19 protein-coding genes and 1 riboswitch are annotated in these 25598 nt (G+C 23.9%); of the genes, 14 read left to right on the top strand and 5 right to left on the bottom strand.

Annotated features, from left to right (window positions below; all coding sequences use genetic code 4):
- Positions 1–370: 370 nt before the first annotated feature.
- The 8 genes from MCAV_RS00790 (at position 371) to MCAV_RS00755 (ending at position 9161) form a co-directional block, all read left to right on the top strand.
- Positions 371–1339 (top strand): phosphotransacetylase, encoded by a 969-nt coding sequence (locus MCAV_RS00790; protein WP_391591998.1) that lies wholly within the window; start codon positions 371–373, stop codon positions 1337–1339.
- Positions 1340–1505: 166 nt separating this feature from the next.
- Positions 1506–3203, top strand: coding sequence for a DAK2 domain-containing protein (locus tag MCAV_RS00785; RefSeq protein WP_391591997.1), 1698 nt, complete (start codon positions 1506–1508; stop codon positions 3201–3203).
- Positions 3194–4153, top strand: a complete 960-nt coding sequence (gene plsX, locus MCAV_RS00780) for a phosphate acyltransferase PlsX (RefSeq protein ID WP_391591996.1) — start codon at positions 3194–3196, stop codon at positions 4151–4153. The genes MCAV_RS00785 and plsX overlap by 10 nt, the downstream gene beginning before the upstream one ends.
- Before the next feature lie 582 nt (positions 4154–4735).
- Positions 4736–5503 (top strand): hypothetical protein, encoded by a 768-nt coding sequence (locus MCAV_RS00775; RefSeq protein WP_391591995.1) that lies wholly within the window; start codon positions 4736–4738, stop codon positions 5501–5503.
- A gap of 156 nt (positions 5504–5659) precedes the next feature.
- Positions 5660–6109 (top strand): ribonuclease III domain-containing protein, encoded by a 450-nt coding sequence (locus MCAV_RS00770; protein WP_391591994.1) that lies wholly within the window; start codon positions 5660–5662, stop codon positions 6107–6109.
- Positions 6110–6245: 136 nt separating this feature from the next.
- The gene (locus tag MCAV_RS00765) at positions 6246–6668 is read left to right on the top strand and encodes a ribonuclease III domain-containing protein (protein WP_391591993.1); all 423 of its coding nucleotides are present in this window, start codon (positions 6246–6248) and stop codon (positions 6666–6668) included.
- 322 nt (positions 6669–6990) lie between these two features.
- On the top strand, positions 6991–7686 hold the full coding sequence (rnc, locus tag MCAV_RS00760; RefSeq protein ID WP_391591992.1) for a ribonuclease III: 696 nt from the start codon (positions 6991–6993) through the stop codon (positions 7684–7686).
- A 437-nt stretch (positions 7687–8123) separates the two neighbouring features.
- The gene (locus MCAV_RS00755; protein ID WP_391591991.1) at positions 8124–9161 is read left to right on the top strand and encodes an NAD(P)-dependent oxidoreductase; all 1038 of its coding nucleotides are present in this window, start codon (positions 8124–8126) and stop codon (positions 9159–9161) included.
- A gap of 431 nt (positions 9162–9592) precedes the next feature.
- Here the strand turns inward: MCAV_RS00755 and MCAV_RS00750 are convergent, their stop codons facing one another.
- Both MCAV_RS00750 and MCAV_RS00745 read right to left on the bottom strand, forming a co-directional pair.
- Positions 9593–9865: a hypothetical protein gene (locus MCAV_RS00750; protein WP_391591990.1), complete on the bottom strand. Its 273-nt coding sequence runs from the start codon at positions 9863–9865 to the stop codon at positions 9593–9595.
- A 1116-nt stretch (positions 9866–10981) separates the two neighbouring features.
- On the bottom strand, positions 10982–13828 hold the full coding sequence (locus tag MCAV_RS00745) for a hypothetical protein (RefSeq protein ID WP_391591989.1): 2847 nt from the start codon (positions 13826–13828) through the stop codon (positions 10982–10984).
- Positions 13829–14073: 245 nt separating this feature from the next.
- Here MCAV_RS00745 and MCAV_RS00740 point away from each other — a divergent pair, with 245 nt between their 5' ends.
- The 6 genes from MCAV_RS00740 to MCAV_RS00715 all read left to right on the top strand — a co-directional run bounded on the left by MCAV_RS00740 (position 14074) and on the right by MCAV_RS00715 (position 21780).
- A complete protein-coding gene (locus MCAV_RS00740; protein ID WP_391591988.1) occupies positions 14074–15363 on the top strand; it encodes a glucose-6-phosphate isomerase in 1290 nt (429 codons plus the stop codon).
- A gap of 100 nt (positions 15364–15463) precedes the next feature.
- Entirely contained in the window at positions 15464–16825 is a 1362-nt protein-coding gene (locus tag MCAV_RS00735) for a leucyl aminopeptidase (protein ID WP_391591987.1), read from the top strand.
- Positions 16826–16889: 64 nt separating this feature from the next.
- Positions 16890–18029, top strand: coding sequence for a type 2 glycerol-3-phosphate oxidase (gene glpO, locus MCAV_RS00730; RefSeq protein WP_391591986.1), 1140 nt, complete (start codon positions 16890–16892; stop codon positions 18027–18029).
- 231 nt (positions 18030–18260) lie between these two features.
- Positions 18261–19709 carry a GH32 C-terminal domain-containing protein gene (locus MCAV_RS00725; RefSeq protein WP_391591985.1) on the top strand — a complete coding sequence of 483 codons (1449 nt, stop codon included), beginning with the start codon at positions 18261–18263 and terminating at the stop codon, positions 19707–19709.
- 10 nt (positions 19710–19719) lie between these two features.
- Positions 19720–20730 carry a tryptophan--tRNA ligase gene (trpS, locus tag MCAV_RS00720; RefSeq protein ID WP_391591984.1) on the top strand — a complete coding sequence of 337 codons (1011 nt, stop codon included), beginning with the start codon at positions 19720–19722 and terminating at the stop codon, positions 20728–20730.
- A 24-nt stretch (positions 20731–20754) separates the two neighbouring features.
- Positions 20755–21780 (top strand): Cof-type HAD-IIB family hydrolase, encoded by a 1026-nt coding sequence (locus MCAV_RS00715; protein ID WP_391591983.1) that lies wholly within the window; start codon positions 20755–20757, stop codon positions 21778–21780.
- A 7-nt stretch (positions 21781–21787) separates the two neighbouring features.
- Here the strand turns inward: MCAV_RS00715 and MCAV_RS00710 are convergent, their stop codons facing one another.
- The 3 genes from MCAV_RS00710 to cypl all read right to left on the bottom strand — a co-directional run bounded on the left by MCAV_RS00710 (position 21788) and on the right by cypl (position 25257).
- Entirely contained in the window at positions 21788–22504 is a 717-nt protein-coding gene (locus tag MCAV_RS00710) for a YebC/PmpR family DNA-binding transcriptional regulator (protein ID WP_391591982.1), read from the bottom strand.
- 102 nt (positions 22505–22606) lie between these two features.
- Entirely contained in the window at positions 22607–23848 is a 1242-nt protein-coding gene (locus MCAV_RS00705; protein ID WP_391591981.1) for an ATP-binding cassette domain-containing protein, read from the bottom strand.
- A gap of 209 nt (positions 23849–24057) precedes the next feature.
- Positions 24058–25257: an ABC transporter thiamine pyrophosphate-binding lipoprotein p37/Cypl gene (gene cypl, locus MCAV_RS00700; RefSeq protein WP_391591980.1), complete on the bottom strand. Its 1200-nt coding sequence runs from the start codon at positions 25255–25257 to the stop codon at positions 24058–24060.
- A 167-nt stretch (positions 25258–25424) separates the two neighbouring features.
- Positions 25425–25546, bottom strand: a riboswitch (TPP riboswitch).
- Positions 25547–25598 lie beyond the last annotated feature (52 nt).

Here is a 25598-nt window from a genome sequence, read left to right as displayed (position 1 = left end):
TGCATTTTAGTCAAAATAAACTAATTTCAATCAATAATTTTTAATTAACTGTTAAATAAATTTGAAGAAAACTAAGAACAAAACAAATTAAATAATTTTAAAATAATCATATATACTAGTTTCTGTTTTTAATCCTTTTATAATCAAATTAATTTTTAATTTATCCTAATTAATTAATTGTTAAAATTATAAATTGTTGTTAATCACTTTAATTTATAAGATTAATAACAAATATTTTATATTATTTAAAAAAACAATAATATTTCTATATAAGATGTTTTTTTAAATTGATTATAATCAATTGAAGTGAAAAATTAATTAGTTGTTAATTTCAAACTTAATAAATACTTAATATATAAAAGAGAATTTTATGACATTTGATACTTTTTTAACTGAAAAAATTCAGCAATTATTAGAACCAAGAAAAATTATTTTAATTGATGGTAATGATCCAAGAACTCAAGAAGCAGCAGCTTTATTAGTGAAAACTAAAAAAATTATTCCTGTGCTGTTATTTGAAAATGATGATTTTCCTAAAGATCTAGTTGGTGTTGAATGTGTTAATGTTTTTGCTGATGAAAAATTAGTGCAAGAATATGTAACACAATATCACACATTACGTAAGGGTAAAGAAACTATTGAACAAGCAGAAAAAATGATGCAATCACGTGTTAACATCGCCATGATGATGTTAAAAAACCAAGTAGTTGATGGTGTTGTTGGTGGTTTATTATATCCTACTTCTGATATTTTACGTGGTAGTTTTAAAATTTTTGGACCAGTTGCTAATAAAAAAACGATTTCTTCAGTGATGTTAATGCATAAAGATCAAGCAAAAGCAATTTTTACTGACATTTCAGTTAACCCTCATCCTAATCAAGAACAATTAGTAGAAATTGCTCAAAATGCAATTGAATTTAATGAAAAAATTGGTTTTGCTACTCCATCAAAAGTTGCGATGTTAAGTTATTCAACAAAAGGTAGTGCAAAAACAGAAAGTAGTCAATTAGTTGCTAATGCTACTGCTAGTTTACAATCCACTTATGCTAATACAGCAATTAAAGTGGTTGGTGAAATTCAGTTTGATGCTGCTGTTAATCAAGAAGTTCGCACAATGAAATTTAAAGAACCAGTTTTTGAAAATAGTGCTAATATTTTTGTCTTTCCTGATTTAAATGCTGGAAATATTGGTTATAAAATTGCACAACGTTATGGTGATTGAGGTGCTGTTGGACCAATTCTTGTTGGAATTAATGGTGCAGTTAATGATCTTTCACGTGGTGCAACTGTTGAAGATGTTTATTATACTGTTTTAGTAACTGCACTATTGAAAAACTAATCATCTTGATAAAAACTAAATGTTATATGATTTTTATTAGTTAATTCAATATTAATCATATAATATTTTTTTGTTTGAATTTTGAATTTATTGATTTTAAAATGGAAGGTCAAATTTATCTAATTAATTAATAAAAATCTTTTTTAATTAATAGCAAGCAACTCTTATGATCCAACTTAATTTTAAAAAATTTCAAACGATGTTAGTTCAAGCAATTAAAAATATTGTTGATCAAGTAGAATATATTAATAATTTAAATGTTTTTCCTGTACCTGATGGTGATACTGGACTAAATTTAAAACAAACTTTATCAAAAGCACTAATTGAAGTACAAAAAAAAGACTATAAACAAATTAATGATTTTGCTCAAATGTTTGCTAGAGAAACTTTAATGAATGCTAGGGGCAATTCTGGAATCATTATTAGTCGAATCATTAAAGGTTTAACTAATCCTTTAAAAAATTGTGTTGATCATATTTCAATTGATCATTTAATTAATGCCTTTAAAGATTCATATCAATTTTGTTATACTGCTGTACAAAATCCTACTGAAGGCACGATGTTAACAGTAACTCGTTTTATTCACGAAGCATTAACAGATAAATATCAAACAATTGAAACAATTGAACAATTATTATTAATTGTTTATGATGCTGCAGCTAATGCAGTAATTCAATCGCCTAATTTATTGCCAGTTTTAAAAGAAAACAATGCGATTGATTCAGGAGCATTTGCTGTTTTACAATTTTATAAAGGATTTTTAGAAGCTAATGAAATTAATATTCCTGAATATAATTTATTTCAAGAACTAAATTTAACATCAAAAAAAGCACAACAGAAAGTGATGTTAAAACAAAAATTTATTAATTTTGAAGAAAAATCTGATTTTGGCTATTGTTGTGAATTTATTGTTAGTCTTGGTGCTAAAATTGCTCCTAACCAAAAATCTAAATTAAATTATAATTATCAAAAAATTGTAGCTGATCTTGATAAATTCAATGCTCAATCAGTTGTTATTGTTCAAGAAGATCAAATTTTAAAAATTCATGCTCATCTCATTAATCCTGATGTTTTATTAAAAATTGGACAAAAATATGGCGAGTTTATTAGTGTTAAAATTGAAAACATGAACTTACAATTTCAAGATCATGCTAATGAAAATATTAAAAAATTTGAATCAAGTGATTTTGTTACTGATAAAAAAAATGCTCTTTATGCAATTTTACCAACAACTAAATTAAAGTTGTTTGCTAAAGAACGTTTTGGTTTAAATTATTTTTGAGATTTAGAAGCACAAGGTAAGCCAAATAATAAAAATTTAGTTGAAGAAATTTATGAAACTAAAGCACAAAAAGTTTATGTTTTAACAAGCAACTTACAAGAACGTAAAAAATTTCAAGTAATTGAAAAATTAATTAATCCTAAACAAGAATTAAGTATTGTTAAAACTACAGCTTTAATTCATGTTTTATCACTACTAAGTTTTTATGAAAAAAGAAAAGCTAATTGATGGAATCAAAAATTTTTCCATCATTATCTTAAAAATTTTTCTCATATTTTTGTGACAATTAAACAATATGATCAAAATGAAACAACAATGGTATTACATAATGGTCGAAAAATTGTTTTAGAAAGTGATAATTTAAAAATAATTGCTAATAAAATGATTGAGCAATTTTTTTCAATTCGAACTTGATTAACTAAGTTTAATTTAATTATTATTTATAACAATAATCAAGTTGCTGATATTATTAAACATGTCAAACAAATTGTAGAAAAAGAAACTAAAATTAATGATGTTTATGGTTTTTGTGTCAAATCAGAAAAAAATTTAATTACGATTGGAATAATTAAATGCAATTAAAAAAAATTAATTTAGCAGTTGATTTAATGGGTTCAGAAACTAATCCAATTAATGCTATTAATGCTTGTGAACAATTTTTAAAAAATCATTCTGATCTTGATTTAACAGTAATTGGTACTAAAGATGTTTTAGCACAAATTAATAATCCTAAAATCATTAAAATTCAAGCAGCAGTAGAAATATTACAAACTGATTCAGTTTTTCAAGCTCGTAAGAAACAAAATTCATCAGTTCATCTTGGATTGTCTGCTTTAGCTAATAAAACAGTTGATGGTTTAGTATCTGCAAGTAATACTAATGTTTTTGTTAGTTTATCATATGCTATTTTAGGTTTAAAAAAAGATATTAATAAATTAGCATTCATGCCTTTTATTCCTACTAATCAAAAAAATCAAACATTTAATTTAATTGATGTTGGTGCTAACTTAACAGTTAGTGCTGCAGACTTAGTGCAATTTGCTGAAATGGCCACTGAATTTAATCAAAAAGTTTTAAATAAACCAAATCCTAAAGTGGCTATTTTAAATATTGGTACTGAAACACATAAAGGTTTTAGTTATCAACAAGAAGCTGATCAATTATTAAAAAATCATCCTAAAATTAATTATCTTGGTTTTATTGAACCAAAAAATTTATTAAATTATGTTTGTGATATTGTTGTTTGTAATGGTTATGATGGTAATTTAGTTTTAAAAACAATGGAAGGTACAGCAACTGTATTAGCAACTGTAGTAAAAAATTATTTTAAAAAATCATGACTAACTAAAATCTCAGCATTTTTTGTTTATAAATTATTAAAAACTATGAAAGAAACTTTTAATTATAAAAAACATGCAGGAGCAATTATTTTAGGTTTGAATGGATTAGTTGTAAAAACACATGGTTCTGCTGGTCAGTTAGAATATTATAGTTCATTAGAACTACTATATAAAATGGCTAAAAATAATTAATAAATTATTAGTTTGAAAAAAAGATTCAAATAATTTTGAAAAATTAACAAAGATATTTTAGAAAATTATCATCAAAGTTTTAACAATCTAAAATAAATATTTATATCCAATGAACATATTTTTTTACTATGGTTAAAGCAATTATTTTTATTAAAAATTTAAAAATAACCAAAATTACAATGATATTATTAAATACGACTTGTATGCTTAGTTGTATCAGTAAGTTTTTAAAGAGTGCTGCTTAATTTAGTGTGCTTTTACTTTATTAATTGCAGTATATGAAACAGTAACTAGTGCTTTAGGCATAGCAATTATAAATATTGACAAACAAGTTAATTAATAATTAAAAGTTAAAACTGGATTTTTAAGTGTAAATATTGGTTCAAAAATTATTAATTAAAATAGTTTAAACATTTTATCAAGTCTTAGTGCAACCTCTCTAACTAAAAGTTGATAGAAAATTCATCTTTCAAGTAGTAATAAATATCTATTATTAATGCAGTGAAGGCACTAATATCTTATTTAAATAAAATAAATAAAAATTTTATTTTAAAATAATAAAAATAAAGAAGTTTTATAGTTATGGAATTTTTTTTAATATCTTATTTATTTTTGTATATAGGCATTTCAGGACCGATTGGATATTGTTGAGGAATGAAATTATATGAAAAATTAACCCTTGTTGATATGAGTACAACATTTAATTTAGATTATCTAAATAAAATGTTTCCTAGACGCAAATATAATAAAAACTGATCAAAATTTTTTATTTTCTTATGTGTTTTAGGAGTGGTTTTTGCAATTTCAATTTTTTTAATTTTTACAATATTATTTGGAAATTCTTTATTTGAATATTATACTGGATTTACATTTCAACAATATTTACAAATCTCACAAAATTTAGGAACATTTATTGGATTTATTATTTTATATTTGCTAACATGATCTCTTCAAATTTATTACTTTGTTCGTGTAATTTTAAAAGAGAAAAAATTAGAAATTAAAGGAGTTGATTTATCAATTTTAAAATATCATTTTGGCAATGAATTTTATGATTTTAATAAATTAAAAATGACTGCAAATACTGAAACTCTTCAAATAAAATTAATTAATAAAAACATCAAACGTTTGTACAACCTTAAATCTAAAAAATACAAAAAACAATTTAATACACAATATAATCAATTTGATTATTTTATAACTCTTTTGGTTCAATTTTCCAAACTTTATAAATTTTCTCAAAGATTTCAAATGTGTTTAGCTTATGATAATCGCAAATTATCTCAAGATGAACTACCAAAAATCTTATATCGATGTGCTTATCATCATGCTTTTGATAATGAAAAATAACTCATTCAAAAATTAAATATTAATTTTAAAAAAATAATAAAAATCACTCTAATTTGCTTGTTAGGGTGTTTTTTTATTGATCTAAATAATTATTTTATTTACAACATATTTTAAAATTAAAAAATTAAAATTAATATATTACAAGAAAAAAACTATATGAATGTAACACAAAAACTAAGAAATTTTTTAAATAATTTAGGATTACATCATCCTAATAATTTGAATTATTATTTACAAGCAATAACACACTCTTCTTATACTAATGAAATTAATTCTAATTATCCTTCTTATGATAGATTAGAATTTTTAGGCGATGATTTAGTTAAAAAAATTATTTCTGAACATTTATTTAGATTACCAAATAATTTAAGTGAAGGTGATATGTCAGAAAATATGAATAAATTAATTCAAGAAAGTTTAATCGCAAAATTTGCTAGAGAAATTAAATTAGATCAACAAATTCTTGTAGGCAAAAGTATACAAAGTTTGTCTTACAAAACTTTATCTCATTGTTTTAAAGCACTTATTGCTGCAATATATTTAGATCAAAAAGGTGAAGATTTTGTTAGAGAATTAATTAATAAAACTTTATTAACTCGTATTTAAATTAGATCAAAATAAAAATTTACTTAAATTATGTTTGGATTGTTTTTGTTAATTTCAATCAAAAGAAATGCAAAATATCCATACATATAATTAACATATATCTTAATTAATTAAAATTAATTAAAAAAGGAATTTTATGAATTCGAAAAATTTAAAAAATTATTTAAATCGTTTAGGATTGCACCCTAATCGTATGACTTATTATTTGCACGCAATAACACACCCTTCTTATACTGAAATCAATTCTAAATTTATTTCTTATGAAAGATTAGAATTTTTAGGAAATTATTTAACTAATAAAATTATTTCTGAATATTTATACAATTCATCTGATAATTTAAATGATATTATAAATATTTATAATAATTCAATCAAAGAAGGCACACTGGCTCAAGCTGCTAAAAAAATTGAATTAGGTCAACTTATTGTAAGTAATAATGTCAAAATATCTAATAGAATTTTATGTGATTGTTTTGAAGCGCTTGTTGCTGCAATCTATTTAGATCAGAATAATGAAAATTTTATTAGAAAATTAATTGTTGAAAATTTATTTAATTAATTATAGTTATAATATTGTTATCAACAATTATTATGATTGATAATTTAATCATTAAAAAATCCAAAAATACTATGCTAGTAAATTTAGTATAGTATTTTTTTAGTTATTAAAAAAACATCACTAGTTAAAATATTAGTTTTTTTGTTTATAATTTATTTACAAACTGTCAAACAAACCTTTAATTTATAAAAATATGGAAAAAACAATTATTTTAGGTTTGAATTAATTAGTTGTTAAAAAAACATTTTTTGCTAATTGATTAAAATATTGTCGTTCCTTATAAGAACTAGTATATAAAATGATAAAAATTAATCAATAAATTATGAGTTTATTAAAAGAACATCCTAATAATATTGCAAAATTAAAAGCATATTTAAAAAATTTAGGTATCAAACCTAATAATATAGAATATTATTTACATGCAATGACGCATCGTTCTTATAGTAATGAAATTAATCAAGATTTTTGTTATGAAAGATTAGAGTATTTAGGTGATGCGATCATTGATAAAATTGTTTGTGAAAATTTATATAATTTGCCTGAAAAATTAACTGAAGGTAATATGTCAACAATTCAGCGTAAATTAGTGCAACAAAAAACAATTGCTAGAGCTGCTAAAAAAATTAAATTAGATCAACAAATTCTTGTAGGTAAAGGTGTTGACAAATTATCTAAAAAAATTTTATGTGATTGCTTTGAAGCATTTGTTGCTGCAGTCTATTTAGATCAAAAAAATGAAGATTTTATTAAAAAATTAATTAATCAAACTTTATTTACATATTATCTTAATGATGATTTAGATGAATCAACTGATTATAAGTCAATGTTACAAGAATTATTACAATCAAACGGTCATAATAAAATTCAATATAAGTCAATTAAAGATTTAGAAAAAAATCAATATACTGTAACAATTATTGTTAATAAAGTTATTTATGGTCAAGGTGTTGGTAGTTCAATTCGTGATGCAGAAAGAGTCGCTGCTAAAAACGCATTAGAAAAATGTTGTAAAAAATAATTTTTATCATCTTATATTTAAAATAAAAATATATCCTATTCATAAATTCAATAAAAAAATTTATATTTTCTTCTGAAATATTGTTTTTATGAAAAATAGGAGTATTAGTTTTTTTATTAATTTTTTAACTCTAACTTTTCATATTATTGTAATTCAATAGTGTCTAATTATTATCAATTAAAATTAAATATATTACTAAACAATTGATCGATCAAAATCTTAAAATTTTTTCTAAAGCCTTTATATTAGATTAAATTAAAAAAATCATTTTCATAATCAAACATAATCAAATTAGTTATTTTTTAAATTTCATTAATTTATTTTTTTAATATGTGTAATTTAATCAATAATTATCAAATTTTTAATTTAGAAAACAATTAAAAAAAATTTAATTTATTTTATAATCTAACTTTGCTAATCAATAATTAGGAGAAGTTATGAAAATTGCATTTTTTGATGCTAAAGATTATGATCGAGAATATTTTGATAAATTTAATAATGATAGACACCAAATCACATATTTTAAAGAAAACCTTACTTTAGATACAATTAATAAAGTTCAAGGCTTTGATGCTGTATGTGTGTTTGTTAACACATATGGTAATCAAGAAATTTTAGAAACATTACATAAAATGGGAATAAAATTCTGACTTCAAAGATCAATGGGATATAACAAAGTTGATCTTGCTAAAGCTAATGAATTGGGAATTGAAGTGTTTAGAATTTTTAATTATTCTGCTGAAAGTGTTGCAGAAATGGCTGTTTTAATGCTTATGACTTTAAATCGAAATTTGCTTCAAGCACAAAAAAGAATTTCAAATTATAACTTTTCTATTAATGGACTTCAAGGACTTTGTGTTAATAGTTCAACAGTAGGTGTTATTGGAGGGGGGAAAATAGGACAAGCATTTATTAGAATTATCAGAGGAATGGGCGCAAAAATACTTGTGTATGATCCATATGCACAAGAACATTTTCCTGACTTAGCACAAAAAATGGGATTTGAATTTGTGTCTTTAAATCAATTATTTAAAGATAGTGATTTTATTTCTTTGCATGCTCCTTTGCTTGCTTCAACTAGACATATAATTAATAAAGAAGCAATTGAAATGATGAAAGAATCAGTAATTATCGTTAATACAGCTAGAGGGGAATTAATTGACACTACTGCAATTTTAGAAGGACTTAAAACTAAAAAAATTCGTGGATTAGCTACAGACGTTTTAGAACGTGAAGAAGGTAGATTTTATGAAGATTGTTCAAGTATTAAAGAACAAATTCAACAAAAAGATCCACAATGAAAAGAACTAATTGAAATGGACAATGTTTTAATTACATCACACCAAGCATATTTAACTGATTTAGCACTTAGTCAAATTGCAAAAATTACTTTAGATAATGCTGATGCAGCTCAAAGAGGCGATTTTACTAATTCATTAAAATTAATGAAAGATGGTACAGTTAAAAACGGTTAATATTTAAAAGTTTTCTTTTAAAAAATTAATATTTATACACGTGAATAATTCACGTAATTAGTTAATTTGTGAAATCTTTTTTATAAAACTAGAAAAAACTTAAACTTTATTTTTTTATGATCACACAATTAAAAACTGATCATTATTTTCTAATAAATTAATTAACTTTTTTCTCAAATTAATTATTATAAGTCTTTTTTATATTATTTTTGAAATTGTAATTTACTTCAATTATCAAAAATTGCTAGAATATTAGAATATCTTAAAAAACTAGATCATTAGTTAAGATACTTCTTATAATATTTTTAAAAAAATCTAAATTTGAACCAGAAAAATTAGTAAGCATTTTTGAAGAAAAAAAATACTAAGTTAGAGTAGTTTTATTAAAAAAATAAATATTCTCAAATTGATTTAAAAGAACAAGATAAATATTAATCAGACTTAGAATCTAATTTTAAAATTGCTAATAAAAGTCATCTTGTAAAAACTTTATTTAAAAATAATAATATAAAGTTTAGTGATCTTAAAAAGAAATTAAAAACATATAAAATTTTTCAAAATATAATATAAATTAATGAATATTGCAATTGGTGTTGTTTTTGAACTGCTGCTTGATTTAGTTTTAATACTACAACTCTTTTTGTTGTTGTCGCTGCTGGAATAAGTATAGCTTTTAGTGCGCTATCTTTTATTTTAAATTTCATAAAAATAAAAAGCTATTAATAAATTAGACTAATTATTTTCTATTATCAATTTAATTAATAATTATCAAGTTTTTAATAATTAAGACATAATTGTTTTAATTTGGTTAATTAACATTAAATCTTGATTGATTGAAAAATTATAAAGCGAGTTTTGATATTTATGGATGTAGATTTTTTTTTAAGATTTTATATATTTTTACTTTTAGGTATTAGTACTTCTATTGGAGTTTGTTGAGCAATGAAATTTTATGAAAAATTAATGCTTATTGATATGACAAGAAGATATAATTTGGATTATCTAAAGAAAATATATCCTAGACGGAAATATAATAAAAATTGATCGAAATTTTTTGTTTTCTTATGTATTTTTAGCATAGTTTATGCAATATTATTTTTTTTGATTCCTACAATATTACTTGGAAAATTAATCTTTAATGAATATTTTGAATTAACATTTTAACAATATTTAAAAATCCAACGAAATTTACGTATATTTATTGGATTTGTCATTTTATATTTTCTAACATGATGTTTTCAAATTAGTTATTTTGTTTATCTAATTTTAAAAGAGAAAAAACTAAAAATTAATGAAGTAGATTTTTCAATTTTAAAAAACCATTTTAACAATCAATTTTATGATTTTGCTAAATTAAAAATTAATTCAGATATTAAAACTTTTCGAACAAAAATTCTAAATAATCGTATAAAAAATTTATATAACATTAAATTTAAAAAATAGAAAAAGCAGTTTAACACACAATATAATCAACTTGATTATTTTGTAACTCTTTTAGTTTAATTTTCAACATTTTATAAATTACCCCCAAAATTTCAAGTTTATTTGTCTTATGATAATCATCAAATATCTCAAGAAGAACTACCAAAAGTTCTATATTTATGTGCCTATTATCATGCTTTTAGTCATTAAAATAGTTTGTTTAAAACATTAAATATAATTTATTACAATAGATGTATTAATATTCTTAAAACCATTTTTTATAACAAAAATTTAAAACACTCTAATAATAAAATTAGGGTGTTTTTTAATTGATTCAAATAATTATTTTAATTACAAAATTTCTTATAATAAAAATTTATTTTTTTAAAAATTGAATTTTAAAACAATTTTAAAGATTTTAAAATTTCACTAATACTTGGAAACACTAATTTAGTGAAATCAATAATTGGTGCAATAAAATCAATAGTAGTATTTTTAATATCACCAAGATCATCACTAAAATTATTAATAGTTTTTTTAGAAATAACATCAGGGGTTAGTGGATAGACTGTAGAAACAAGATAAGGATCTAATTCGACAACGGTATTAATAAAATTTTTTAAAATATTTTTTATTAAATCATTTTTAGCTAAAAAATGATTTAGAGCAAAATCTTCACTAAAAATTTTACTTAAAGCACTAAATAAAGGAATTTTAATAATTGCTACTTTTGGAGTAGCATTAGCTAAATTATTTTGAAAATTATTAGTTGCAACTGTTTCAAATTGATTAATTAATTGACTTTGATAATCATTATTATTAACAACTTGACTATTTGATTTTAATGTTTTAATGATGTTTTGGTATGCTTCATGAGTTTTAAATGTCTCAATTACTGATGTATCTTTTGATAACAATTTAAGATAATTATCAGCAGTTATTTGATCTTGGTTTGATTTTCAAATTAAGCGATAATTATTAACTTGCTTAAAATTTTGATCTAAATTATTAGCACTAATTGCTTCAAGAACATTACTTAATAAAAATTTCAAATCTAAATTAGGATTAGTTTGATAAATTGTATGATGTGGTTTTTTTCAATCAGTTGTTTTTAAATATAATGCTTGATCATTAATTTTTTCTGGAAAATAATAAAAGGCATTAGAGGTTCATGCTGTTATTTGATCATTAATAAAAACAATTGGATCAGCTAATAAATATTTTAATAATTTTTCAATTGGAGTTAGAAAATTAGGATCATTAGATTGATAATAAGGAAGATAAAAATAATTTAATATTTTTAATAAAGTATCTAAAATTGATACTGATTGCTTTTTAGGTTTTTTTGTGGGTTTTTGACTTGTTTGGCTTTGATCACTATTATCTTTTTTATTAAGATTTTGAAATTTTTTAAATAAATTGAAAGCTTGAATAGCGCCAAAAAGATCAGTGTTATTAATTTTAGAATCAGCAAAATTTAACTCACTAAGAGTTGGTAAAATAATTTGATATAAACTAGAATAATCAGTTGAAGATTTAACACCATTAACTTGTCAGCCATAAGTGTAATTTTTAGCTACTTGGCGATCAAATGTTTTGGGCATATAAAAATCTAAATAATTATTTTTAGCTTGATAAGTAGTTACAATTTTCGTATTAGCAGGAATAGTAACTTTACTTAAATTAATTTTGCTTGATAATTCATTAAAGATCATGCCAAATAAATTTGCTGAATTCTCAAAACCTAAATTTAAACTTGATAAAAGTGTTCCCAAATTAAAAAATTTTGTTGCATCATATGTTTCGGTTTTATTATTAATTTCTACTGTTCCTTTTAAAGGAATAATAATTTCTTTTTTTAAAGTAATTGTTTTATGATATTTAAAAGAAACAGTTGGTTTTCTTAAATTAGTTTTATTAATAACTGGATCTTCAATTCATTCAATTTGAATATCAAAATCTTGATAAAGATAATCAACTAAATTTAACTTAATTAAAGCAGTAAAAAATCTAATAATATCATCAACTCCATAACTATTCTCATTTGTAACACCATTTGTTGTTGAAGGTGGAGTTACTAATTTCACTAAAAAATCTTTTAATATTTCTGGAACATCAAAATTATCTAAAAATGCTCTTTTAGCTGCAATTGAAGGCTCATTATAAAGTAGTTTAATTAATGATGTTTTCTCACCATTAATTTGTAAAATATTATTACTAATACAATATTCTAAAACATTGTAAATATCTTTAATTAAGTTCACATAATAAATACGAGTTAAATTAATTTCAGTATTATTTAGATCAGCTTTTAATTGCTCACTAGTTAAATTAGCAATTTTAGTAATTGCTTGATTATGAATCGTTTTATAACTAATAGAATGATCAACATTACTAAAATAAGTATTAATTGCAAAACTATGCGCATTTAAAAGGTGAATTTCACTAACCTTTTTACTACTAAATAAATTTTTCTTACTATTAACTAAAGCTGAATCTATAACAATCGTTTCAATAATCCCTGGTTGATCACCAACAATTTTTCAAGCAACAAAATATTGATCAACTTGACCAGAAGAATCATTATCTTTTGTTAAATAAAGCTTGATTAAACCACTATTTAATTTGATCTTAACATTTGCTCTTGATTTAGCGGGAATAATTACTGCATTATTAAATAAACTAAAATTATTATTATGGTTATTAGCAATATTTAATTGCATTGAAAAGTTTTTTATTGTAATTTTAGTTTCACTAGATGGATTAGTTAAATTTAAATTATTAGTTACTAAATCAAAATTAATTAATAACTGATTAAAATCAATTGCCAAATTTTCATCAGTTAGATCTAAAAATTTTAAATTGTCAAGAATATCATTAACAATTTTTGTTTTATTATTTAATCCAACAATTAAATTTTTAAATGTTGCTAATTCACTAATTTTACTAGGGGCAAAAACACCTTCATAATCTTGATAAATTTGATCAACTAAAGATAAATTAATTAATTTACTTACACGATAAAAAGAAGGTGAAAATTTAAAATCTTTAGCACTTTTTTTAAAATCGATTGATTTTGCTAATGAATTATTATTATCATTATTATTAGTTGGATTAAGTGATTGACTAAATGATGGATCATCTAATCTAGGAGCACAAGCAATTAATGTACTACTTCCCACAATAACTGAACACAAAACTAATAATGATTGTAACAATTTCTTCTTATTATTTTTCTTGATCATAAAAAACCTTCCTTATAAAAAAGTAATATTTTGTTTTTTTAAAATATCTTTGGTTTATCTATCTTATATTAAATATTAACAATCCAAAGTAAATTAATAATTATTTCAAGTGGATAAGATTAATTACAAAATAAAAAATTATTAAAAAAGATTAATAATCTTAAAAAATATTCTCATAAAAATGGCTTTATAATATTTAATAATGATTAAATCAATAATAAATTTAAGAAATTGGAATAAAAAGAATGAGTTTAAAAATTAAAACCGATTATTTAGTTGATACTAATAAAACAAAATTAGAAGAATTATATAGTAATAAGATCAGAGATATTTTTAATAATTGAGACAATAAAAGTGCCATTGGTGCTAAAAAATGATCAGGTTGAGTTACATGAGTTGATCAAGATCATGAAACTGAAATTCAAAAAATGGAAGCCATTCGTGATCAGTGAATCAAAAAAAATGTTGAATATGTCATTTGTTTAGGAATTGGCGGATCATACATTGGCACTAGAGCTGGGATTGAATGATCTAAAGGATTTTTTAATTCAACTGGTCTAAAAATTATTTTTGTTGCTACTTTTTCTGCTAATTATCTTGCTGCATTACAAAAAAAATTAGAAGGCAAAAAATTTGCAATTGTTGTTATTTCCAAATCAGGTACTACTTTAGAAGTTGCATTAGGATTTAGATTATTCCGCAATCAACTTTATAAAAATTTCCCTGATCAAGCACAAGAATTAATTGTTGCTATTACTGATCAAAGCAAGGGTGTTTTAAGAAAACTAGTTGATCAAAATCATTATCAAAATTTTGTTTTAGAAGATGATATTGGTGGTAGATTTTCAACATTAACTGCAGTTGGTTTACTACCAAGTGTACTAGCAGGAATTGATGTGCGAAAATATTTAAAAGGAGCGCAATTAGCTAAAAAAGAATGTTATCATAGTGATTTTAACAATAATCCTGCAGCATTGTATGCTTCAATTAGACATTTTATGTACTTTCATCAAAAATTAAAAACAGAATGTTTAGCAACATATGATTTAGATGCTATTTTTTTATTAGAAAAAGCTAAACAACTTTTTGGTGAATCTGAAGGAAAAAACAATCAAGCATTAATGCCAATAATTTTAAATTTCACAACTGATTTACATTCTGTTGGACAATTAATTCAAGATGGTGATAAATCATTTTTTGAAACTATTTTACTAATTAAAAAAGCAAAACAAAATTTAGTTGTTCCACCTTCATTATTCAATGATGATGATCAATTAGATTGATTAGTTAATAAAGATTTTCATTTTATTAACCAACAAGCAGCATTAGGAACATTACAAGCTCATAGTGAGTTAGGTAAAGTTAATAATCTTGTTTTAGAATTAAACGATTGATCAATTGAAAATTTTGGTTATTTCTACTTTTTTTTATGTGTTACTGCTGTGTTTTCAGCATACTTATTAAATGTTAATCCATTTGATCAACCAGGAGTAGAAGCATATAAATCTAGAATGTTTGCTTTATTAAAAAAATAAATTTAATTTCTTATAGCAATTAGAGCCATAATTAACATTTAAATTTGTTATGTTATAATTTGTTTTAATTAAATCAAAAAAGGAATTTTATTCAAATTATATGGCTAAAAACAAAAAAAATGACTCAGTAAAAAAAATTACTTTAGTTGCTCAAACAGCAACAACTAAAGATCAAGATGAACAACAACATTTACAACTAAAAGATTTAGATGAAAATACTAAAGTATTATATTTAGATGCTAATCAAGTGACTCCTGTTGATCTTTATCATTGCTTATTAAAATTTTTATTAAAAACTAAAAAAACAATTGAAATTGATCTTGCAACATTTGCATTAATTCTAGAACAAAAACTAAGTTCAACTGAACTAACAACAGCAATCTGTGCAGCAATTGCTTATGCTAATAATAAAATTCCTTACTCACTAAAAACTAAAAAAACAGAACAATTAGTTCATGTGATTAAAAACGGTAGTAAACTAAAAAAAGAAATTGCTGAAGCTGAAGTGTTAGCATCAGCACAAACATTAGCGCGAACTTGACAAGATATGCCTAATAATGTTTTATATCCATCAACTTTTGTTGAAGAAATTAAAAAAAGTTGTCAAGATTTACCAATTAAAGTTAATGTACTAACTCATAAACAATTATTAGAGAAAAAAATGGGTTTAATTACTGCTGTTGGACAAGGTAGTGAAGATGGTGCTAGAATTGTTACTTTAGAATATCAAACAGATTCTCAAGCACCATTATTAGCATTAGTTGGTAAAGGAGTTTGTTTTGATACTGGTGGTTATAGTTTAAAAACTGGTGGGCATTTAAGAGGAATGAAATTTGATATGTCAGGTGCTGCTGCAGTTGTTGCTGCTATTATTGCTTTAGCAAAAAATAAAGTTAATACTAATGTGATTGGAGTTGTTGGTCTTGTTGAAAATTTAATTAGTGCAAAAGCTTATCGAGTTGATGATGTGCTAACATCATATCAAGGCACTACTGTTGAAATTGATAATACTGATGCTGAAGGTCGATTAGTTTTAGCAGATTGTTTAACATATGCTTATCAAGATTTAAAGGCAGATCAATTATTATCAATTGCAACATTAACTGGTGCAGTTATTTATGCTTTAGGTAGTACTTATGCAGGTGCATGAACTAAATCTGATCAAGATTGAGAAATATTAAACCATGCTGCTTATGCTGCTGGTGAATCTGTATGACGTTTACCATTTCATAATGACTATTTATCATTATTAAAAACTAGTCATATTGCTGATATCAAAAACTCAACCAATTCACCAAAAGCAGGATCTTCTCGTGCAGCATGTTTTTTAAAAGAATTTAGTAGTGATAAGCCATATTTTCATTTAGATATTGCTGGTATGGATTCAACTACTGAAGGTAGTGGTTCTGGGCCTTTAGTTCGTACTTTATATAAATTAGCAGCTAATTTAAAAAACAAATAATGATGATCCAAAATAAATTAGTTTTGCATCATAACAATTGAGAAAAATAAAGTTTAGAACAAAAATGACAGTTAAAAAGTGTGATGTCTTAATTATTGGTGGTGGTATTATTGGAGCAAGTATTTTTTATGAATTATCAAAATACAACTGTTCAGTAGTTTTATTAGAAAAAAATCCAGTGTTTGCAGATGAAACTACTAAAGGTAATTCAGGTGTGATTCATGGTGGATTTGATGCAGAATCACAAAAAGTAGAAGCGCATTTAAATGTTTTAGGTAATAGTTTATGACAAAAAAGAATTTTTCCTAAATTTAAATTCCCTCGTGCTAAAGTTGATTCTTTAGTTTTAGCATTTAATGATGAAGAAATGAATCATGCTAAAAAATTATTAGAACGTGGGCTTACTAATCAAGTTAATCCAAATCATTTAAAAATTTTAAATCGTGCACAAGTTTTAGCACACGAACCTAATGTTAATCCTAGTGTGTTAGGAGCATTACTTTGTACTAACTCTTTTATTATTGATCCAGTTGCTGCAACATTAGAACTAATTGAGCAAGCGAAAAATAAGAATAAAAAGTTTTTTGCTCATACTAATACTGAAGTAACTAAAATTAGTTTTAATCCAAAAATAAAAAATGGTTTTAGTGTTGAGTTTAACCACTCAACAACAATTCAAGTAAAACGAATTATTAATGCTGCAGGTCATTATGCTGATGTGATTGCTGCAATGGCTCATTGTCCTGATTTTCGCCAAACAACTAGACGCGGTGAATATCGTGTGCTTGATCGTAGTCAAAAAGATATTGTTAAAAATATTTGTTTTCTAATGCCAACAATTCATGGTAAAGGCATTATTGTTGCACCAATGTTAACTGGTCATATTTTAGTTGGTCCAACTGCAGAAGATAATGTGCCTAAAGATCAAACTAGAATTACAACTTTAGCTAAATATAATGAAATTAGTAAAATTGCGCACAAAATTATTCCTAAAATTGATATGGAACAAACCATTATGACTTATGCTGGTTCAAGACCAATTGACATTGCCACTAACGATTTTGTTATTGGTCCATCCCGTTTTAATCCATATTTTATTAATGCTGCAGGAATGCAATCACCAGGTATTTCTTCAGCCCCAGCAATTGCACTTGAAATTATTAAACACTTACGTAAATCAAAATTAGATTTAGTGCGTAAATAATTTAGTTCGTAAATAATAAGCAAATCAATCAAAAAATAAAAAAGTTGATTTAAAATAATAATTTAGATTAAAAACAATTTTATTAAATCGCAAAATTACATTAAAAAACTAATTAATCTTAGAATTATTTTATTTCTAAGACTAATTTGTTTCTGATATTAAAAAAATTAATTTATTATTGTAATCAATAAAAAATTTATCAATTGAAAGCAAACAATTAAATTAATTCGTATGGAAATAAAAAAGATTGTTGTTGATCAACGCAAGTTTTGAAATGCTAAACATAATTTAAATTTGCAAAACGATCAATACCGACCAATTTCACTAATTAGTCCTAAATTAGGACGAATTTTTAAACCTGCAGGAATATTTTTTAAATCAAATAAGTGTTTTATTGCATTTGAACATAATCCTTTAGATTTAACCAAAAAATGACGATTTTTGTCAATGGTAGAAACTTTAGATTTTTTTCATTACACTTATCATTGATTATTCAATGCTCCTGATTCTGATTATGATCATCAAGGATGTTATGCTGGATCATTTTTTTATCAAAATCAGCAATTACAACTATTTTATGTTGGTACTATTAATTTAGTTAAAGCCAATTCCCAACAAAAAATTCATACTTTAATTAAAGGTGAAGTTATTAGTAGACCTAAACGTGATGTTGTTGGTGATCGTTTTCAAATTAAAAATAAAAAATTATTATTGACAACACTTAATTATGCTAAAGAAATTGATTGTAATTTTTTTGATCCATTTATTTTTGTATACCAAAAACAAAATTATTTTTTAATTGGAGTTGGTACTAATAATAAAAAAGCACAAATTTGATTATTTACTTACAATGTTACTAAAACTCAAATTCAACTATTAAAAAAATTTGAAATTACTGATACTAATTGAATTCGTGCTGAAGCAATTAACATTATTTTTGATCAAGATCAAGTCGTTTTAATTTTTAGTTTAGTTCCTAATCAAAATAATTCTAATTCTGCAAAAATAAGTCAATCATTTTATTGTATTTTAGATCAAAAGACTTTTTTTGATTTTGAAATTGCCATTCAACCACTTGATAAAATTCGTTTAATTGATTATGGTTTTGAGTTTTATGCGCCATACTTTCATAGGTATCATGACAATAAATATTTAATGATTGCTTGAGCTGGTTATCCTGAACAAAATCAAGCAAAAGAAATTAAAGAACGTTGATGTCACTGTTTCACACCAATCAAAGTTGTTAGTATTCAAGAGCGCAGATTAGTGATTAACTGATTGCCCCAATATTTAGAAAAAATTAAAATCCATCAAAACGAAAAGTTGTTTCACAAAGTAATTGAAATTGTTAAAAATAAAAGTTTTTGTGTTAATGTTTATGATGGGTTTGCACTAGTAATGACTATTATTTATGATGCTAAAAGTCAATTATTAGAAATTGAACGTTTGCATCATTTAAGTAATAAATATAATGGCATTAATCAGCGCAAAATTGTTTTATCACGTCCTTTAGTTAAATTTGAATTTTTATTTGATACTAGTTATTTTGAAATCAATTTAAATTCAGGTCAATATTTATTTACTGGACGAATTTATCCTAAAGAAAATTTAAACTTAATTTATTTGAATTCAATCGATCGCATTGAATCAATTACTACTAAAATTTTAGTGAATGAATAAATCAAATATTATGAATCACCAAAAAATTCTTGTTTCAGGAATTCAACCTTCCAACCAATTAACTCTAGGTAATTATCTAGGAGCAATCAAAAATTTTGTTAAATTACAAGATCAATACCAAAGTTTTTTCTTTGTTGCAGATTATCATATGCTAACTGTTAGTTTTGATCCAAAAGAGCTAACTAATAATAGTTTAGAAGTAATTAAAAGTTATTTAGCATGTGGTCTTGATCCTAATAAATGTATCTTTTTTTATCAATCAGCCATTCCTGAACATCTTGAATTATGTTACTTACTTTTAGTTCACACTTCGATTGGTGAATTAAGTCGAATGACCCAATTTAAAGATAAGTCTCAACAAATAACTCTAAAAAATAAAACTAATACTGTTCCTACAGGATTATTAATTTATCCAATTTTAATGGCAGCTGATATTTTAATTTATGATGCTAATCTTGTTCCTGTTGGTCAAGATCAAAAACAACATTTAGAATTAACCCGAAATATTGCAATTCGGATTAATAATAAATATCAAGAAAAGATTTTTGCTGTTCCTGAAGAGTATATTTTTAAAGTTGGTTCACGAATTATGGATTTGCAAGATCCAACAATGAAAATGTCAAAATCATCCATTAATCCTAAAGGAACAATTTTTTTAAATGATCCAATTGAAGTCGCTCATAAAAAAATTTTACAAGCAAAAACTGATTCACTAAATCACATTAAATATGATGTTATTAACCAACCTGGAGTATCTAATTTAATTGAAATTTATTGTAGTTTAACTGATACTGAAATTGATCAATTTGTAGCAAGCATGGCCAATCAAACTTATCATGATCTAAAACAAAAAGTGGCTGAAACAGTGTGTGCTTTTCTAACAAAAATTCAAAATTCATACCAGCAAATAAATGATCAATATTTATTAGCAATTTTAAGTAAACACCATGATCAGTGCAGAAAAATTGCTACTGCTAAAGTTAAAAAATTACAAAAAATATATGGTTTATATCCAATTTAGTTTTGATTGAATAAGGAGGGAGTTTTGAAAAAACAATTACAAGAAAATCTCATAATTAAAAATTCTCATTTTGAACAATATTCTGAAAAAGAAAAATTAGAAAAATTAGCTTTTTTTAAATGTGCTTTGGACCATATTTATGAGAAATATTTAATTGTTTCTGATTTAGATGGTACATTATTGAACAACCAAGCACAAATTACTAATTTTACTAAAGAAATTATTCAGTTATTAAACCAATACGATCATAAATTCTGTCTAGCAACAGGAAGGCCATGAAGATCATCACATGTTTTTTATGAACAATTAAAATTAGATACTTTAATTGCTAATTTAAATGGTGCAATTATGTTCCAACCATATGATTTACATATGACACCAATTAAATTTGTTTTTTCTTCGCACATTTTAAAAAAATTATGTGATCAAGAAGAAATTGTTAGTGCAATTGAAAATATTATTGTAGAAGATGGACAAAACTTAAGAACCTATCGTCCATTAAATGAAGAAAATATTGCTGCTTTATCACAATGGTTTCATATGGATTTAAAAAAAGATAAACCTTTATTAGGGTTTGATCAGTTGTTTGAACAAAAACGCAATATTCCTTCGATTTTAATTCAATTATCAGTTAATGTTGATATTGATTATGTCATTACTTTAATTAAAAGTAAAATTAAAACTCTGACTTGTCAAATGTGATCTTTAAATGATCGTTCTCACATTTTAGAAGTTAATACTACTTTTGCTAACAAAGGTAATAGTTTAAATTTTTTCTCATCTTATTATGGTATTCCTTGAGATCAAACAATTGCTTTTGGAGATGGTTATAATGATGTTTCATTATTATCAAGTGCTCATTATGGTTATGCAATGAAAAATAGTAAAACAACAACTAAATTTGTTGCTAAAGGTGTTACTAAATTTGATAATGACAATAATGGCGTTGCTTGAAAAATTATTGATTTTTTCACTAACATTCTTAAAGAAAAACATCCTAATCATTATGAACGAATTAAAAAAGCATGTGCGTCTAATTCATTAAAATAATTTTTAATTATTGTTCAATTCAATTACTATAAACATCTTGGATGTCATCATCTTGATCTAATTGTTCAAAAAAACGAGTTAGTTTTTGTGCTAATTCTTTTGAAACATTAATTAGATCATCAGCAACCCATCTTTTTTCAGCTGCTAAAATTTGATAATCATTTTTTTCTAATTGCGTTTTAACTAAATAAAATTGATCAGCAATCGTTTCAATTTCAATATTATCATGATCAAAAATCACATTTTCAATTGGATAATCAATTAAATCATTAATTAAATCATTTTCAGTAATTATTTGATTATTTTTAGTGTTTGCAATACAAATAATCCCTAAATTTTTAAAATAAATTTTCACAGCATTTTGTTTAGTTATTTGACCATTAATTTTTGTTAAATAACTATTAAGATTAGCAATTGTCCGATTAGCATTATCAGTTAGTGCACTAATAATTATTTTTAGTTTTTCAGGAGCAAAAACTTCATATTCATAATGAACTAAAAAGGCTTCATTTTTTTGATTACCATAAATGTTTTTATTAATTGATTCTTGTGATAAATTATTTTTTAATGCTTTTTCAATTGCTAATTTTAAACGTGGATTAATATTAGGATTAGTTCCTTCTTTAGCAGCGGCCTTAATTTCTTTAGATAATTTTTGTAATAATTTAGCTCTATTTTGTTGTTTAGAATTAATTTGAGCAGCAATTAAATGTTTTCGTGGCATTGTAAATTAATTTTTTCTTTTAGTAGAAAAAACCCCAACTTTTGGCAGTTGAGGTTTTTTTATTAATTTTTTGATGAAAAATTATGATTTGATGAGAACAAACTATAATTCTTTTTTTTGTTTTTCATGATTAGCACGATATTCATAAATTTCACGAATGGCATCACTAGTGCCTACTTTTAATAAAACAACATATAAATCTTCAAGACTAGTTGCAGCATGTTTTAAATCATTAATAATAATATTTTTAGCAGCACATTCTTTTTGGAATAACAATAAATTTAATTGACCATCAAATTTAACTAAAATTGTTTTAGAAACTTCATTGTAACGATACTTACAATTAATTTTTTTCAATAAGGAAAGTGCTAATTGGTTATCAGTAGTTTGTACTAAAAATTTGTATTGATTTTGTAATTGTAAACTTTTTACTAAACCAGAGAAGAAAACACGACCTTTAGATAAAATGGTCATTAAATTAGCAAAGCCACTAAATTCATCAATGCAATGACTTAAAACTAAAACTCCACGTGATTCAGCTTGTAATTTTGCTAAAGAAACAAGCAATTCTACTTGTTCAAATTTTTGCAATCCCATTAAAGGTTCATCTAAAATTACTAAGTATGGATTATTAATTAAGGCAATTGATAATGCTAATTTTCGTTTATCTAATAAACTCAATTCAACCATACGACGAGTTCTTAAGTGCCATAAATTTAATTCTTCTAAAGAACTTCTAGCATATGATAATGCTTCTAATTGTGATTTACCAGCTTCAGTTGCTTTATTAACAAGTAAGTCATGTAAAACTGTATCTGGTGCTCATTCAAACTGAGCAGGAACAACACCAATTTTTGGCAGTCATTCATCTGCTTCAACATTATTAGTTATTTTATTATCAACTAAAATTTCACCTTCATAATTTGCATCTTTTCTTAAAATACAATTTAATAAAGTTGTTTTTCCAGAACCACTAGCACCAACTAAAGCGTGGAAATCTCCTGGATAAACTTTAAAACTAGCATTAACAACAGCTGGGCGACGAGAATTATCATAGTATTTTGTTAAATGACGCACTTCTAGTAAAGGAATAGTGCGATCAAGGCTTAATAATCCACGATCTAACTCATCAACAATTCTTAAAGCATTATCTTGTACTTTAAAAATGTCTTCTAATCCTTCTCGTGCTTCAACAAAATTGAAAATATTAGAATGTAAGTAATTTTCTAATTCTTTTTCTTCTTTACTCACCTCTGCTAATTGTTGATTAACATCTTTCATTTCTGTTAATAACGTGCTAGGTACTGTATCTAAGGCAGTTTCTAATTCTTTTTCCTTTTTCATTTCGATAACCTAAAATATCTATCTAATATTAAATGTGTTGTTTTTAATTTATTTTTTGTTGTTAAATTAGTTTAATTGCGATTAATGCAAAAAAATCACATTCAAAATTCATTGTTAATTATATTCTAAAAAAATTTTTTAATTCAAAAAATAAAATCGAAAACACAATTAAATCGAATAAAAAATGCTAAAAATTATTATTTTAGAAATTAAACTTTTAAAGTTTTATTTTGGAAATCGTCTAAATTTTTTTGACTAACAAAACTATAACCATTATAACCACCTAATGGACCATATGGATCTTTGTTTGCTTTTGCTAAATTAATAAATGCTTGACTAATAATTTGTTGTACTGGTTTTGCAATTGATTTATTAAAAATACCAAGATCATAACCCATTGGATTAGTTACCATGAAAACTTCAGCTTTAGTATTAGCAACTTGTGGAGTGTAAAAATGTTGATCATTAGTAGTATTATTTTGAGTTCACGCATAAGATGATTCATCATCAAAAAAGATGTGATAATCTTTTAAATTAGTTCAACCAATATTACTACCACTTTGACCAGTTAGTAGTTTAAAGTTTTTATCTTTTAATTTTTCTTCTTCTAAAGTAGTAAAGGCATTATTAAAGTGTTTTTTTAATAATAATTCTTGTAAAACAAATTTTCCTGCAGAAGAAGTTTTACCACCAGCAATACCAAATTTTTTAAAAGCGTTTCAATCTTTTTTATTTCAAGCATCTTTAATTTGTTTAAGTTGTTCATCTGTGCCATAAATCATAATCATGCCACGATAAAAAGGAACTAATTTTCTTGGATTAGCATAAATGTCATTATAACGAATTCCATTTCAGTTTTTGGTATTAGTTCCTTCAACTTTTTGATCTTTTTCTTTAACTTCTATTTCTTTTTTTTGAGAATTTTTACCAAATCATGTCTTATATGCAGGATTAGAAAAATTATCATTTAATGCTTGAGCAACTTTTTCTAATGGATTATTTGTTGGTGAATAGTATGATAATGTTTCATCACCCTTAAAAGCATCAGTTTCTGTTTGTAATACAATATCAAAATCTTTAACACCAGATTTAAATACTTGATATGTTGGCACAAAAGCAAATTGCACTTTATTAGCATTAATTTCTTGTAATTTAGTACTAGAATCTTCAATTTTTCGCACATTAATTTGTTCAAGTAAAACATTACTATATTTACTATCTGTTGTTTTAATTTTTTTAATTTCAGTTAGTAATTCTTTTTGTAAACTCTTAGTTGCACTAAGTCCAAAATAATTTTCTGATAAAGCAAATGTAATTACTTTAGGATTAGTTGATGCACATGCACTTAATATAGGAATTGTAAAAATTAAACTACTTAAAGCAACAATAATTTTGGATTTATATTTCATATTTTATTAATATTTATTTTTCAAATCAATAATTAATAAAACAAAACCCCTTTGTATTAAATCAATAACACAAAGGGGTTAAACTAATTGAAATGTTGTTTCAAATAACTTTATTACTTTTTTAATAACATACTTTATTAGAAATGCCCTAAAAAAAGACAAAGTTAATTATTTTAAACAAAACTCACTACGCTAGTATTATCTAGATCAGTTTCAAAGGATCTATCTCAATCTTAACTTATAAGAACTTAAATGTCCCTTATAAATTAAAATACCCCTGTTTGTTTTATACACCAATATTATACTATTTAAATAATAAGATTATTGTTTTTATTGTTTTA

The sequence above is a fragment of the [Mycoplasma] cavipharyngis genome (assembly GCF_042984175.1).
Classification (GTDB): domain Bacteria; phylum Bacillota_I; class Bacilli_A; order Mycoplasmatales; family Mycoplasmoidaceae; genus Mycoplasma_N; species Mycoplasma_N cavipharyngis.
This window is presented reverse-complemented; position numbering and strand designations above follow the sequence as displayed.